At 64.2% G+C, this 14,788-nt stretch carries 12 protein-coding genes; 3 read left to right on the top strand and 9 right to left on the bottom strand.

Annotated features, from left to right (window positions below; all coding sequences use genetic code 11):
- Positions 1-80 precede the first annotated feature (80 nt).
- A complete protein-coding gene (locus U5A58_RS23860; RefSeq protein ID WP_321963291.1) occupies positions 81-389 on the top strand; it encodes a microviridin/marinostatin family tricyclic proteinase inhibitor in 309 nt (102 codons plus the stop codon).
- Between the two features lie 96 nt (positions 390-485).
- Positions 486-1,487 (top strand): MvdC/MvdD family ATP grasp protein, encoded by a 1,002-nt coding sequence (locus tag U5A58_RS23855; protein WP_321963290.1) that lies wholly within the window; start codon positions 486-488, stop codon positions 1,485-1,487.
- 42 nt (positions 1,488-1,529) lie between these two features.
- Here the strand turns inward: U5A58_RS23855 and U5A58_RS23850 are convergent, their stop codons facing one another.
- From U5A58_RS23850 to U5A58_RS23840, 3 genes are all read right to left on the bottom strand, one after another.
- Positions 1,530-2,354, bottom strand: a complete 825-nt coding sequence (locus tag U5A58_RS23850) for a hypothetical protein (protein WP_321963289.1) — start codon at positions 2,352-2,354, stop codon at positions 1,530-1,532.
- Positions 2,355-3,078: 724 nt separating this feature from the next.
- Positions 3,079-4,422, bottom strand: coding sequence for a C4-dicarboxylate transporter DctA (gene dctA, locus U5A58_RS23845; protein ID WP_321963288.1), 1,344 nt, complete (start codon positions 4,420-4,422; stop codon positions 3,079-3,081).
- A 120-nt stretch (positions 4,423-4,542) separates the two neighbouring features.
- Positions 4,543-5,709: a mandelate racemase/muconate lactonizing enzyme family protein gene (locus U5A58_RS23840; protein WP_321963287.1), complete on the bottom strand. Its 1,167-nt coding sequence runs from the start codon at positions 5,707-5,709 to the stop codon at positions 4,543-4,545.
- Between the two features lie 116 nt (positions 5,710-5,825).
- Here U5A58_RS23840 and U5A58_RS23835 point away from each other — a divergent pair, with 116 nt between their 5' ends.
- Complete coding sequence (locus U5A58_RS23835; protein ID WP_321963286.1) at positions 5,826-6,749, top strand: LysR substrate-binding domain-containing protein; 924 nt, start codon at positions 5,826-5,828, stop codon at positions 6,747-6,749.
- A 33-nt stretch (positions 6,750-6,782) separates the two neighbouring features.
- On the opposite strand, the gene U5A58_RS23830 is transcribed toward U5A58_RS23835, so the two are convergent.
- The 6 genes from U5A58_RS23830 to U5A58_RS23805 all read right to left on the bottom strand — a co-directional run bounded on the left by U5A58_RS23830 (position 6,783) and on the right by U5A58_RS23805 (position 14,730).
- Positions 6,783-7,505, bottom strand: coding sequence for an SDR family oxidoreductase (locus tag U5A58_RS23830; RefSeq protein WP_321963285.1), 723 nt, complete (start codon positions 7,503-7,505; stop codon positions 6,783-6,785).
- Between the two features lie 9 nt (positions 7,506-7,514).
- Positions 7,515-8,303 (bottom strand): DeoR/GlpR family DNA-binding transcription regulator, encoded by a 789-nt coding sequence (locus U5A58_RS23825; RefSeq protein WP_321939211.1) that lies wholly within the window; start codon positions 8,301-8,303, stop codon positions 7,515-7,517.
- A gap of 165 nt (positions 8,304-8,468) precedes the next feature.
- On the bottom strand, positions 8,469-9,692 hold the full coding sequence (locus U5A58_RS23820; protein WP_321963284.1) for a sialidase family protein: 1,224 nt from the start codon (positions 9,690-9,692) through the stop codon (positions 8,469-8,471).
- Between the two features lie 59 nt (positions 9,693-9,751).
- A complete protein-coding gene (locus U5A58_RS23815) occupies positions 9,752-11,161 on the bottom strand; it encodes a sodium:solute symporter family protein (RefSeq protein ID WP_321963283.1) in 1,410 nt (469 codons plus the stop codon).
- A gap of 69 nt (positions 11,162-11,230) precedes the next feature.
- Positions 11,231-13,564 carry a 4-hydroxythreonine-4-phosphate dehydrogenase PdxA gene (gene pdxA / locus U5A58_RS23810; protein ID WP_321963282.1) on the bottom strand — a complete coding sequence of 778 codons (2,334 nt, stop codon included), beginning with the start codon at positions 13,562-13,564 and terminating at the stop codon, positions 11,231-11,233.
- Positions 13,561-14,730, bottom strand: coding sequence for an iron-containing alcohol dehydrogenase (locus U5A58_RS23805; protein WP_321963281.1), 1,170 nt, complete (start codon positions 14,728-14,730; stop codon positions 13,561-13,563). The genes pdxA and U5A58_RS23805 overlap by 4 nt, the downstream gene beginning before the upstream one ends.
- Positions 14,731-14,788: the final 58 nt, after the last annotated feature.

Below are 14,788 nucleotides of genomic sequence, written 5' to 3'. Positions count from 1 at the left end.
ACGGTGGTTGCAGGACGTGGCGGCGGCCTATGCCGCCATATTGGTTCCCAATGGCCCACACTTCCAGCGAGGTAAGCATCATGTCTAACGTCAAAATTGAAACTCAGGAACCCGTACCGTTTTTCTCGCATTTCCTGGAAGGGCAGTTCTCCAGAAATCTCACATCGGCTGAGATGCAGACCATACGCGGCGGTGCGGTCGTGACGATGGCGGCGCCGTCCGATCAGGAAGGCGTGCCGGTTGGCGAATTGCCCGATCTATTGGGCATGCTGCGGCACATGGGGTGGCCTATGGCGCCTATGGGGCCGATGGGACCGATGCCCGGCACGCCGTCATCGCCGGTGACGACGATGGCGTATCCCTCGGACGGCGAAAGTGCACCTATTTAGCATTCCTGTTCATTGCCGGGCGGCAACGCCAGGTCCGAAGTCGAGCGTGCGGCGAGGCGCCATCCCGCCGCACGCCTTCAGTCAAGGAGCGCAATCATGTCCGAGCGCCACCCACGGCCCGTGGTACTGATCGTCACCCACAGCAACGACAATGAGAGTATTGCGCTCGTCATGAATGCTGTTGCGGCACAGGGTGGCGTGCCTTACCGGTTCAATACCGACCGCTTCCCGACCGAGATTCGGCATTGCAGCGAATATAGCGGCGAAAAAGAGCGGCACATAATTGCGTGTGAGGACGATGAGTTGGACCTGGATACGGTGTCTGCCGTGTGGTACCGGCGGATCGCTATCGGGCGGTGCATCCCTGAAGCGATGGACTTGCAGCTCAGGCGGGCGGCGATCGAACAATCGCGCGCCACGCTGCACGGCATGATCGCCAGTCTCGATGCGTTTCATCTCGATCCCGTGCACCGTTTGCGCCGCGCGGAAAACAAGCAGCTTCAGCTCAAGATCGCGAGAGAAGTGGGGCTCACCGTTCCGCGCACCTTGATCACCAATGTGCCAGAAGCCGTGCGTGGGTTCGCACGCGAATGTAAGCAGGGGATGATCATGAAGACGCTGTCTTCGTTTGCCATTTACGAACAGGGCGAACAGAAAGTAGTCTTCACCAGCACGATTCATGACAAAGACCTCGAGCATCTCGATGATCTTCGTTATTGCCCGGCCATCTTTCAGGAGCAAGTGCCCAAGGCGCTGGAACTCAGGGCCACGATTGTGGGAAACCGGGTGTTCACGGCCTCGATCGATTCCCAACGGTCTGAGAAAACGAGCGTCGACTGGCGTCGCGACGGCATTGGACTAATTGAAGCGTGGGAGTCGTACCGTTTGCCGCCCGAAGTCGAGAATGCGCTGCTGAAACTGATGCATGCGCTGGGCCTCAACTACGGCGCCGCGGATTTCATCCTCACCCCCGACGGCCGCCACTGCTTTCTGGAAGTCAACCCGGTCGGCGAGTTCTTCTGGCTGGAAAAGCACCCGGGATTGCCGCTCTCGGGTGCGATTGCCGACTTGCTCGTTTCGGGCAAAGGTGCTGTGTGACAGAGGGGCGGCGCCGACGCGCTCCCCGTCACGGTGTGTGCTTCAAATCGGCTTTTCGACGGCCGGCTGACCGTGCGGCATGACCGTCTGTTGGCCGTCCTTCTCGAAGCCGCTATACGACCAGTCCAGTTTTCCTGCGGTTGTTGCGACCGAACGGGTCAGACCGATGCCGTATTCAGTCAGATACGTTCGACGTGTCTTGTTCTGGACGATGCCATCTTTCGTCTGTTCGCAGTCCAGGTCGATCGCTTTGCCGGTCAGCGCAGTGTTGAACTGCGAAGCCGGATAGTAGCGGCTCGAATGACAGGTCCACGTGAGCGCGCGGAAGTTGACGATCTGGACCGTCGTGCCGTACTTGAACGTTGTGGTATAGGTTTTATCCTCTTGCGGCGCGTTGAAAGCAAACTCGCCGTTGTCGGCGTCGTGCGCGACGAAAGGAATGAACGCTGCCGTCTGCGCGTAGTTCGCCGTTTCTTCTTTCAGGCTGAAAATGTTGAGGTAAGAGAGGCTGAACGTTGCGGCTGCGGGAATACCATTCGCCGAGCTTTCATACACCTGCTGGATCATGCCCGTATCTTGCGCGTTGATCAGCACGGTTTTGAAGTCGCGCTCGATTCCCGCTGTGCCGAAGTGGCCCGATACCTTGCCAAGCACCGTCAAGACCTTGAAGGGCAACGTGTGCGTACCTGCCGCGGGCATTTTGTCGCGAACGCTCGTGGGCAACGAGTCCACGCCAAAGTGCGCCGCGAGATAGCCGGGCTTGTCGTTGGCCATATCCTTGACCGGTACGAATTGTGTGCAACCGGACAATAGCGCAGCGGATGTGACGGAAGTGCCGGCGAGCAGGCGGACTATTCTGTTTTGCATCTTTTTCTTCGATTCTCTGACAACGGTTGGGGCGCCGGTCGGACGAGCACGGGCTGGCATGCTTAACGGCGCTGTGGGGGCGTTTCTTTAATCGAAGGTGGGGGCGAGGAGGGGGGGCTGGGTGCTTTGGCCTTTCCTTGTATTCGCGTCGGTGTGCATGCGTTGCCCCTGTGCGGGGCGGCACCTACTTTTCTTTGCAGCGGCAAAGAAAAGTAGGCAAAAGAAAGCCGCTCAAACCGCCAGCGCCTGCCACAGTTCACATCGCACCACCCCAGGTTAATGGCTCCGGAGCGTCTGTCACCTCGCACCACTGAACTGAGTGACAAGGCGCTCATCCTTCCGGCGGCGCTGCGCGCCCCGAAGGGCATAACCCAAAACCATTGGGGCGCGTGAGTTCCCGCAAAGCTGACTCGTACCCCTGGTTTCCCTTGCAGACCCGGCCGCTGCGCGCGTAGCGAGCAGCGGGAACGGGCGAGCCCCTTGTCACTAACGAGAATGGTGCGAGGTGACAGACGCTCCGGAGCCATTCACCTGTCGTGGCGCGAGATGAACTGTGGCAGGCATTAGCGGTTTGAGCGGCTTTCTTTTGCCTACTTTTCTTTGCCGCTGCAAAGAAAAGTAGGTGCCGCCCCGCACAGGGGCAACGCTGGCATACCGACGCGAATACAAGAAAAGGCCAAAGCCCTCAACGCACAGAAGGTTTTCTTCTACTAGCCACCTTAAACTAACCACTCCGCGCGCCAGCAACAGTCTCACGCCCCTGCAAACCCAGATCGACAGCACGCTCCTCAGACTCGAAGTCAACCGCGCCATTTAAAACCGCCCGCGCGCGATCAACATCGATTGCCCCTTCCCACCGTGCAACCACAATAGTCGCCACCCCGTTGCCGATCAGATTCGTCACCGCACGGGCTTCATTCAGAAAGCGATCCACGCCGAGCAATAGCACGAGCCCCGAAACCGGAATCTTGTGCATCGACGCGAGCGTAGCCGCAAGCGCCACGAACCCCGCGCCCGCGACGCCAGCCGACCCCTTCGAAGTCAGCAGCAAAACGCTCAGCACAACAATCTGATCGAGCAAAGTGAGATGAATATTCATAGCCTGCGCGACAAAGAGCGCCGCCATCGTGAGATAGATCGCCGTACCGTCCGCGTTGAACGTGTAACCGGTGGGTAGCACCATGCCGACAACCGGCCGCGAGCAGCCCAGGTGCTCCATCTTGACCAGCATTTGCGGCAGCACGGCCTCGGTCGACGCCGTGCCGAACGTGATCAGGATTTCGTCGCGGATATAGCGCAGATACTTCCACAGCGAAAAGCCGCAAACGCGCATGACGAGCCCGAGCACGACCACGACGAAAAAGATCGACGTCACATACAGGCACAGCATCAACTCGCCAAATGACGCCAGCGTGCCGAGCCCATACTTCGCGATGGTGAACGCCATGCCGCCAAACGCGCCCACGGGCGCGACATACATGACGATACGCACGACACCGAACATGCCCTGCAAAAACATGTCGAGCATATCGACGAGCGGCGCGGTGCGCGGGCCAAGCTTCGCCAGGGCGATGGCGAACAGCACGGAGAAAAAGATGATGGGCAGAATTTCGCCATTCGCAAACGCGCCGACAATGCTGTTCGGCACGATGCTCATGAGAAACCCGATCGCCGTGTGATCGTGAGCGGCGTGTGCGTAGCCGGCGATAGCCGAGCTGTCCAGGTGCGCCGGATCGATGTTCATGCCGCTGCCCGGCTTGATCACGTTCACGACAAGGAGGCCCACCAAAAGCGCGATGGTCGATGCCACTTCGAAGTAGAGCAGCGCCTTCACGCCGACACGCCCCGCTTCGTGCAGGTCGTTCATACGGGCAATGCCCACGACGACCGAGGCGAAGATGATCGGCGCGAGCGCCATGCGGATCAGCTTGATGAAGAGATCGCCGAGCGGCTTGAGATCGGCGCCGATATCCGGGTAGAAGTGGCCGACGAGAATGCCGGCCACAATGCCGATCAAAACCTGTACGTAGAGCTTCGAAAGGTACTTTTTGAGTGTCGAGGGCCGCATGTCTGTCTCCTGAGCATGGCGCCATCCAGGTGAATCCAGGCGACCGCCAACCGCCATGCGTGCAGCGGTTGTGTTTCCGGTCGCGCTTTTCCCTTTACTTCGTTGCGCTTCGCGCGAGCGTCACGGTGCGAGCTTTTGCATCTGCTCAAACAGATCGGCCTTGCCCTCGAAGCCGATGCCGGGCAGGTCGGGCATCGTGATATAGCCGTTGTCGACCTTCACGCCATCGGGGAAGCCGCCATACGGCTGGAACAGGTCGGGGTACGACTCGTTGCCGCCAAGCCCGAGACCCGCCGCGATGTTGAGCGACATCTGATGGCCGCCGTGCGGAATGCAGCGGCTCGCGGACCAGCCGTGTTGATGCAGCATCTCCAGCGTGCGCAGATATTCGACGAGCCCATAGCTGAGCGCGCAGTCGAACTGCAGCCAGTCGCGGTCAGGGCGCATGCCGCCGTAGCGAATCAGGTTGCGCGCGTCCTGCATCGAGAACAGATCCTCGCCGGTCGCCATCGGCTTGTCGTAGTAGTTGCGCAGCGTGGCCTGCAATTCGAAATCGAGCGGGTCGCCCGGTTCTTCGTACCAGAACAGGTCATATTGCGAGAGCGCTTTGGCGTACTGGATCGCGGTGTCCAGATCGAAGCGGCCATTGGCGTCGACGGCAAGCTTCTGGCCGTCACCGAGCACGCTCAGGATCGAGTCGATGCGGCGCAGGTCCTCGTCGAGCGATGCGCCGCCAATCTTCTTCTTCACGACCGTGTAGCCGCGGTCGATATAGCTGCGCATTTCGTCTTTGAGCTTGTTGTGGTCCTGGCCCGGGTAGTAGTAGCCGCCCGCCGCGTACACGAAGATCTTGCGGTTCGGCCGCCCGTTGCCGTAACGGTCGGCGAGCAGCTGGAAGAGCGGCTTGCCTTCGATCTTCGCCACGGCGTCCCACACCGCCATGTCGATCGTGCCGATCGCCACCGACCGCTCGCCGTGGCCGCCCGGCTTTTCGTTGGTGAACATCGTGGCCCAGATCTTGTGCGGGTCGAGGTTGTCGCCCGCGTCGTTCACGAGCGAGGCGGGATCGGCTTCGAGCAGGCGCGGGATGAAGCGCTCGCGCATCAGCGTGCCCTGGCCGTAGCGGCCATTCGAGTTGAAGCCATAGCCGACGACGGGCTTGCCGTCGCGGATCACGTCGGTGACCACGGCGACGAGGCTCAGCGTCATCTTGCTGAAGTCGATATAGGCGTTGCGGATCGAGGAACTGATCGGAACGGTTTTTTCGCGGATTTCAACGATTCTCACGGGTGTCTCCTGGTGGTACGGCCAGCGTGCGTGGTTGGCTGGCTGTTGGAGACGCTAGGTTATGCGCCCGGATCGGTACTATGATTCACTTGTTTTCACATCTTTATTAACCTGCGGTGAAGAATGACCTGACCTCGTATCTGGAGTTTTTCGTCCTGCTCGGGCGTTACGGAAGCCTTTCGAGCGTGGCGCGGGACATGGACATTACGCCGCCGGCGGCAACCAAACGGCTCGCGCAGCTCGAGGCGCGCCTCGGCGTGCGGCTCGTCAACCGGACGACGCGCAGCGTGAGCCTGACCGCCGAAGGCGAAACCTTTCTGCACTACGCGACGCGCATTCTTGCCGAAGTGAAGGAAATGGAAGACGTGGTGTCGTCGAGCCGTTCCGTGACGCGCGGCTTGCTGCGCGTGAACGCGACACTCGGCTTCGGGCGCACGACGATCGCGCCGCTCGTTTCGGAGTTCGCGCGGCGCCATCCGCATGTCGAGGTGCAGCTCGACGTGACCGACCGGCCGATCGATCTCGTCGAAAGCGGCGTAGATCTGGCGATCCGTTTTGGCGAGCTGCCCGACAAGCGGCTGATTGCGCGGCGCATCATGACGAACCGCCGCCTGCTGTGCGCCTCGCCGCGCTATCTGGAGCGGCAGGGCACGCCTGCCACGCTTGCGGATCTCGCCAGTCATCAGTGCATCGTGCACCGCCAGAACGACAGCGCTTATGGCATATGGCGTCTGGAGCGTGGCGGCGAGGCGCATTCCGTGAAGGTGCACGGCATGCTGTCGAGCAACGACGGCGACATCGTGCTCGGCTGGGCGCTCGACGGTCACGGCATTCTGCTGCGCTCGGAATGGGACCTGGCGAAGTATCTGGAGAGCGGACGCTTGCGTGTCGTCCTGCCTGAGTTCGTGCAGCCGCTCGCCGATTTGTTCGTCTATTACCCTAACAAGCGGAACCAATCGGCGCGTGCGCGTGCGTTCATCGATTTTCTGGCGGAGCGCTTCAATCGGCACGATGCGGTGGCTGAGCCCGGCGGCGAGTGAATCCCGCTAAGGGTGCATCGTGCGCCTCGCACGTTACAGCGAACTGCCCCCGCAGATCATGATCTGCTGCCCCGTGATCGCACCGGCCTGCGGGCCGAGCAGATACGCGACCATCGAGGCCACTTCCTCCACGCTCACGTAGCGCCCGATAGGCGGCATGACCGGCGCGCTGGACGTGCGCTGCGGGTCGCTCAGCATGGGCGTGGCGGTCGCGGCGGGCGACACCACGTTGACGGTGATGCCGCGCGGCGCAAGCTCGATGGCCCACGAACGCGCCATGCCGACCATGGCGGCCTTGACGGCCGCGTACTGGCTGCGCCCGGCGGCGCCCGCCGACACGCGGCTGCCGATCAGCACGATGCGCGCGCCTTCGCGCATGGCGGGCACGAGCGCGTTGGCAAGCGCCGAGGCGGCGGCCACGTGCAAGCGCCACATCGCTTCGCCACCGGCTTCGTCGAGTTCGCCAAGGCGCGCCGTTTTCATGAAGCCCGCTGCGTGCACGAGGCCGTCAACCGCGCCCAGCTGTTGTGCGAGTCCGGCAATCGCGGCGGTATCGTCGAGGTCAGCGGTGCACCACGTGAAGCGAGGATGATCGAGGTCCGGCGCGCTGCGGCTCAGGCCAATCACGTCATGGCCTTCGGCGAGCAGTTGCTTCGCAATGGCGTAGCCGATGCCGGAGCTTGCGCCCGTCACGACCATGCGTTTGTTCGTGGCGCCAGCCAGCGTGTCAATCGTTGGGTTCGTTGCGTTGTCCATTGTCGTCTTTCAATGCGCGGCTCCCGCGGGCACTTCAATCGGCTCGATCGTGAGCCCCGCGAGATTGCGGAACGCCTGCAACTCGACATGCGTAGCGCTCGCGTCCGTGATGAGCGTCCAAGGCTTTTCAATGGGCGCCCAGTGCTGCTGGCTGTCGCGGTTGAGCTTGTCGGCGGTCACGAGCACGAAGAGGCTCGCGGCCTGCCGCATCAGGCATTCCTTGAGGTAGGCCTGGTCGGCGGTCGCTTCGCACAGGCCGCGGCCGGGCACCACGCCATCGGCGCCGAGGAAGGCCTTGTCGACCGTCACCCGCGTGAGCGCGAGCTGCGCGATCGGCCCGAGCGTGCTCATGCTCGACTCGCGCACTTCGCCGCCAATCAGCGTGAGCGGCACACTGCTGCCCGCGAGCGCCTGCACGACGAGCAGGTTGTTGGTCACCACGCGTATGTCGTGGCGGCCGGCCTGCGCGAGCGCGCGAGCGAGCGCGGCGGTGGTCGTGCCGCTGTCGAGGAAGATCGTGTCGCCGGCGCGCACGTGAGCGGCCGCCGCGTGGCCGATGGCGTCTTTCTCCGCCTGGAAGCTCTGGCGGCGCTGCTCGAGCGATTCCTCGGGCGCGTGCGTGCCGACCGAGGCCGCGCCGCCATAGGTGCGCAGGATCAGCCGCTCGTCGGCGAGCGCGCGCAGATCGCGGCGCACGGTGGCCTCCGACATGCCGAAGTGTTCGCACAACTCGGACACCTCGGTCATGCCGGAGAGGACGGCCTGGAGCATGGCTTCGCGGCGGCGGGCTACTTTCATGGAGTGTTCGGCGTTGGGTTCGGGACGCCGCTTCGCGGCGGGGCAGACGGCTTGGACAATACGGCGCGCACGCAGTTTACCGCGTACTTCACCCCGTACTGTATCCACTTTCCGACGCCTCGCGTTCATCGCGCAGGTCCCGGTTCCCGGTGTGACCGTGACCCGTCAGGCGGCGGCGGGCGCGGGCTGCGTGGCCGCGGGGGCCGTGCTGGCCCATTCCTCGGCCACGCTCACGTACTTGATGCGCTGGCGGAAGTACGTGTAAGCGATATGCAGGCGGCCATCGGGCGACTGCGCGATCGACGGGTACGAGAACTCGCGGTTGAGCTTGTCCGTCGAGTTGTTCGTCATGCAGTAGCCGTCGCCCGTTTCCAGGTTGCGCGTGATGGGCCAGGTGCGGCCGCCATCCATGGAGATGGCGAGCGTCATCGGCGCGCGCGGCGCGCCCCAGAATGCGGTGCCGTGCGTCGAGGCGGCTTGCGTCACGAGTTCGCCGCTGTCTTCCGAGTCTTCGATGTCGTCGTAGAGCGAGGCGCGCCGCCCGGTGCTCTGCGCCGCGCTGCTCGCGTTGAATACGAGGCCCAGGTGGCCGTTGGCGAGCGCGACGAACTGGATCGACGAGTTGTTGTTCGGCAGGGCGAGCGGCTCGGGCGCGCTCCACGTCATGCCGTCGGCGGAGCGGCTTGCGTAGATATGGTCGGCCCAGCGGCTGCGGTAGAGCGCGAGGAGCGAGCCGTCAGCGAGCGGCTGGATGTTCATGTGCACGCAGCCCACGCTCGCGGGCACCGCGTGCTCGGTCCAGCTCGCACCGTTGTCGGTCGAGCGCATCACCACGCTCACGTCGTCGTTGCCCGACCAGCGCTCGCCGGGTTGCACGCGGCACAGGAACACCGGGCACAGCCACGCGCCGTCGCGCGCCACCACGATAGGCTGGCGCACGAAGGTGCCGGGGCGTTCGAACAGCGTTTCGATGGGGCCCCAGGTGCGGCCTTGATCGGCGGAAACGCGCCGGCGCACGATCGAGGTGTTCTGGTGACCCGAGAGCTGCGCCGTGTAGATCAGCCAGATGTCGCCGTTGGGCGCGGCAAAGAGCACCGGGTTCTGCTCGGAGCGTGTGGGGTCGTCGGAGAGGCGCACCGGCTCGCTCCATTGGTCGCTGCCCTTGTTCAGGCGCGAGAGGTAGACCGAAATGTCGGGCACGCCTTCCTGCGTGCCGCCGAACCACGCGCACAGCACGTCGCCGTTGGCGAGCGCGAGCAGGTTCGCCGCGTGGCACTGCACCGTGGCGGCGGGGAGGTAGGCGTCCGTGCGCGCGGCGTCGCCGGCGGCGGCATGCAGGCGGCCGGGTAGGGTGAACGCGGCGTCGGGCAGCGTGGAGGGAGTCGTCATGATGTATTCCTGTTGCGGTGTGGCAAGGGGTTCGCAGGTCGCGCTTTGCGAGTCGCGCTTCACGAGTCGGTGTGCGCGACGCGCGGGCCGTTGCCGCTCGCCGTGGGCGTGAGCAGCTTTTCGACGACCATCACGATCGCAGGCGAAACGAGCGCGACGTACATGTTGTCGATGCCAAGCGGATTGCCGAGCAGATACCAGATCGTCGTGGCGATCGTGGCGACCACGAGCGCACTGATCGCGCCGCGGTTGCTGTTGAAGAAGGGCAGGTAAATGCCCATCAGCGCGACCACGGTGACCGAGAGGCGCAGCGCGCGGGTGAAGAACGAGAGCGCGAGAATTTGCGGCACGAACAGCACGAAAATGAGCGGCAGGAAGCCCACCACGAAGGAGATCGTGCGCGTGGCGCGCAGTTCTTTCTCAGGCGTCGGGCGATAGCGCGGTACGTAGAAGTCCTTGACGATCAGCGAGGCGATGGCGAGCGCCACCGTGCTCACGCTCACGAAAATCGAGGCGACGAGCGAGACCGTGACCACGCCGGAGAGCAGCGGGTGCATGTGCTGGAGAAAGATCGGCAGTGCGTAGAGGCTCTTGATGTTGGGGAACAGGAACTTCGCCGCGACGCCGAGAAAGCCGAGTGCAAGCGCGATGGGAATGCACAGCGCGCCTGCGATCAGCGTGGCGTTGCGCGCCTCGTTCGCGGACTTCGCGCCCGAGATCGCCTGAATGATGAACTGCGTGGAGAAGATCGCGCCGGCCGTGCCGATGATCCATGCACCGATCGTGCCGCCGCTCAGCATGCCGTTCCAGGTGAAATACTGGGCCGGCATGGCGTGCACCATCGGCGCGACGCCGCCCGTCATGGAGAGCGCGACCCACACGAGAATGCCGATGCCGATGAGTTTCACCGCGCTATGCAGGATCGTCACATAGGCCACGCTTTTCAGGCCACCCCAGGCAAAGTAGATCGTGCTCACGACAGCGGTGATGAACGCGGCGGTGGGCAGGTTCACGCGCATCACGGTCGAAATGGCGGCGGCGCCGCTCACGTAGTTGCCCACATTCACAATGAAGAGCGCGTAGATCATGACCGCCGAGACGACGAGCCGCGCCGTCTTGCCGTACTTCTGCGCAATGAAGCCCGAGATCGTGAACTCGCCGGAGCGGTACAGACGCTTGGCCATGAACAGGCCGAAGAACACGAAGCCGATGGAAGCGGAGATCACCGACCACGAGGCCGCGAGGCCCACGTTGAAGGCTTCCTGCGAGGTTCCGATAGTCGACTTCGCGCCGATGTACTCCGACATCAGCAGGATGGCGATCACGATGGCGGGCGTGGAGCGGCCCGCGACCATGAACTGCTCGGTGGTCTTGCTACGCAGCCGGATGCTGATCCAGGCCGTGACGACGATGTACACGACCACCATCGCAATGATGATGGAGGTGTCCCACACGGTGAGGCGATTCATAGGTGATGTCTCCGATTGTTGTGTGCTCAACGGCATGCGCCCGCATGCGCGGGCGCGCGCGTTGCAACGCTAGGCCGTTTGAACGGCGCGGCGCGTGGCGAGGTCTTGTGCCTGCTTCAGCGCTTCGAGCATGCTGCGTTCGTCCGCAATGCCCTTGCCTGCGATATCGAATGCCGTGCCGTGATCGACCGAGGTGCGGATCACCGGCAGCCCCACCGTCACGTTCACGCCCGCTTCGAGGCCCATCACCTTTACGGGGCCGTGGCCCTGGTCGTGATACATCGCCACGACCACGTCGAAGTCGCCGCGGCCCGCACGGAAGAACAAGGTGTCGGCGGGGAGCGGGCCCTCCACGTCCCAGCCGCGCTCGCGCAGCACGGCCACGGCGGGCATGATCTTTTCCTCTTCCTCGCCATAGCCGAACAGGCCGTTTTCGCCCGCATGCGGATTGATGCCGCACACGCCGATACGCGGTTGCTCGATGCCCGCGCGCATGAGCGTTTCGTGTGCGCGTTCGATCGTGCGCTGCACGAGGCCCGGCTCGATCTTGCGAATCGCATCGAGCAGGCCGATATGCGTCGTCACGTGAATCACGCGCAACTTCGGCGCCACGAGCATCATCGAGACTTCGGGAATGCCCGTGAGGTGCGCGAGCATTTCCGTGTGGCCGGGGAAAATGTGGCCACCCGCGTGCAGCGCTTCCTTGTTCAGCGGCGCGGTGCAGATCGCGTCGAGTTCGCCCGCCGAAGTCAGTTCGACCGTGTGCGCGATGTACTGGTACGCGGCGTCGCCGGCGACGGAAGAAAGCTGGCCGTAGGGCATCGATTCGGGAATCAGACCGAGGTCGATGCAGTCGACCACGCCGAGCTGGAAGCGGGCTTCGGCGGGGGCCTTGATCGAGCGCACTTCGAGCGTGACGCCCGCGCGCCGTCCGGCATCGACGAGCCGTTTGGCGTCGCCGATCACGAGCGGGCGGCAGCCGTCGTACACCGACTGGTGCGCGAGGCTCTTCATGATGATTTCCGGGCCCACGCCGGCGGCATCGCCCATCGTGATGCCGATTACGGGACGATAGTTCATGGCTTCCTCTTTGCTGGATTGGCGCGGCGCCTTCGCGTGCGCTTGCGTCATGGCGGCGAGCCGCTGCCATGCACGATAAAGGGTGTCGGGACGCCCGAAGCCGCCCGCCTTGGTGACGACGGGCAACACGCGCGACGCCTGGGTGGCGGCCATGAGCGGCACGCCGTTTTCGACTTCTTCGATCACACGCAGCGTGGCCACGCCCATGGCCGCGAGCAGCGCGCGCGCCGTTTCGCCGCCGGTGGCGATCAGTGCGGCTGCGTGCGCGGCGGCGGGGGCGAGGCTTTCCGCGAGCTGACGGGCGAGCAGTTCGCCATCGCCAATCAATACGCGCTCGGTCTGGCTCAAGGCCACCACCGCGTGGCGGCCGCGCATGAGCGTGTTCGCAACGCGGGTGCCCAGCGTGAGCGACTCGGGGCTCACCGGGTCGAGCAGCGCCACGACGTCGACTTCGAATACGTCGACGGCGTCGCCCGCATGGGCGCGCAGCGTGGCGACCTGCTCGTGGGAGACACTCGACATGCTGCCCACCACGGTCAGCACGCCGCGCGGGTGTTGCGATATCGTTGTGTGCGCAACGGTAGGCGCGGACGTTGCTGCACTGTGCTGCGCGCTTTCGCTCGTGAGCGTTGCGATCAGCATTTGCGCGAGTCCCGCCGAGCCGACCCAGAACACGCCGTCGAGCGTGGCGGAGGCTTCGGCAAGCATGGCGAGATCGGCGTCCGTTTCGCTGTCGCAGACCACGGCCTGGCAGTTCGAGGCGCGCAGGGCTTCGAGGCGCGCGCGCAACGGCGCCGCGCCTGCGCGCACGGCTCGCAGGCCGATATGCTCGACCTGCAGACCAGCGCCTGCGAGCATCGAAGGCAGATGGCCCGTGCCGCCGAGACTTTCGTTGCGCCAGACTTCCGTCGCTTCGACGGGCGTGCCGTTCACGAGAAGGCAGCCGTTCTGCGTCGTGCGGCCCGCTTCCGGCAGCGCGGGCGCGACGATCGCCATGCCCGCGTGCGCCGCGAGCGCGGCCACTTCGGCGGCGACGTTGCCTCGCAGCGTCGAATCGATCTTCTTGTAAAGTCGCCGGCCGGCAGCGTGCGTGCGCCATGCCTGCGCATTCGCGCTCGCCGCAGCGGCGGGCGAGGCGCGGCGCGTGTCGGTGTCGATCGCGAGCACGTCGGGACCCGCTGTGCGGTCCTGCGCCGCTGAAGCGTTCAGGCACACCACGCTGGAGAGGCCGCGATGCGTGCTCTTCACGGCGCAGTCCGCCGTGCCGGAGAGATCGTCTCCGAGAATCAGCAGGCGCACGTTGCGGGTAGTGGCGGTGTTCATGGCAGCAGACGGCTGTAGATCGCCTTGATGTCGTCGAGGGTAAGCGCCTTCGGGTTGTTGCCGAGCAGGCGCTTGACCTTGGCGGCTGCAACGGCGAGCGCATCGAGATGCGTTTCGGACACGCCGAACTGGCGCAGATCCTGCGGAATCGCGAGCGCCGCGGTCCATTCGCGCAGGCGCTCGAGGAATTTGTCGGCCGCTGCCTGATCGCTGTCGTCGTGCTGCGCGATGCCGAGCGCGTGCGCGACCGTGGCGAGGCGTCCGACGATCGCGTCGAGATTGAACGCCATCACGTGCGGCAGCAGCATCGAGTTGGCCACGCCGTGCGTGATGTTGAACATGCCGCCGAGCGGGTAGGCGAGGGCGTGCACGGCGGCCGTGCCGGCCGCGGTGAGCGCGAGGCCGCCGTACATCGAGCCGAGCAGCATGGCTTCGCGCGCCTTCAGCGAGTGGCCGTTCTCATAGGCTTCGAGCAGGTTCGCGCCAATCAGGCGCATGGACTCCATCGCGAACATGTCGCTGATGGGGTTGGCCTTGGTCGAGATATACGACTCGAGCGCATGAATGAACGCGTCCATACCCGTGGCGGCCGTAATGGGCTTCGGCAGGTCGAGCGTAAGCGTGGCGTCGAGTATCACGAGTTGCGGCAGCAGATGGCGGCTCACAATGCCCACTTTCAGTTCCTCGTCGGGCAACGTGACGATGGCGTTGGGCGTGACCTCGGAGCCGGTGCCGGCCGTGGTCGGCACGAGAATGAGCGGCACGCCCGGCGTCTTGATCAGATCGATGCCGAGCCATTCGCGCAGCGGCTGCGCGTTGGTGAGGCGCACGGCGAAGAGCTTCGCGGCGTCGAGCACGCTACCGCCGCCAACCGAGAGCACCGCGTCGGGCGCGAACGGCTCGATCTGACCGCGAAACACCGTCTCCACGTTCTCGATGGTCGGCTCGGGCTGCACGTCGCGCACGATCAATACTTCGATGTCCTTTGCTTCGAGCGCCGCCACGACGCGCGCTGCAACGCCGTTCTCCTCCATCACCGGTTGCGTGATGAACGCAATGCGGCGAACCGGGCGGTCGAGCAGCGCGAGCTTTTCGGGCAACTGTTCGAGGCTGTTGGCGCCGTGCACGACGTGCTTGACGGTCTGGAAGTGGTAAACGGGGTTCATATCGTGAGTCTCGATTTCGGTCTTGCTACTGGGCGCTAATGGGCGTTCGTTCGGTGGC

Source organism: Paraburkholderia sp. J7 (assembly GCF_905220155.1).
Taxonomy (GTDB): domain Bacteria; phylum Pseudomonadota; class Gammaproteobacteria; order Burkholderiales; family Burkholderiaceae; genus Paraburkholderia.
The sequence above is the reverse complement of the archived record's forward strand: the minus strand, read 5'-3'. Positions and strand labels throughout refer to the sequence as shown.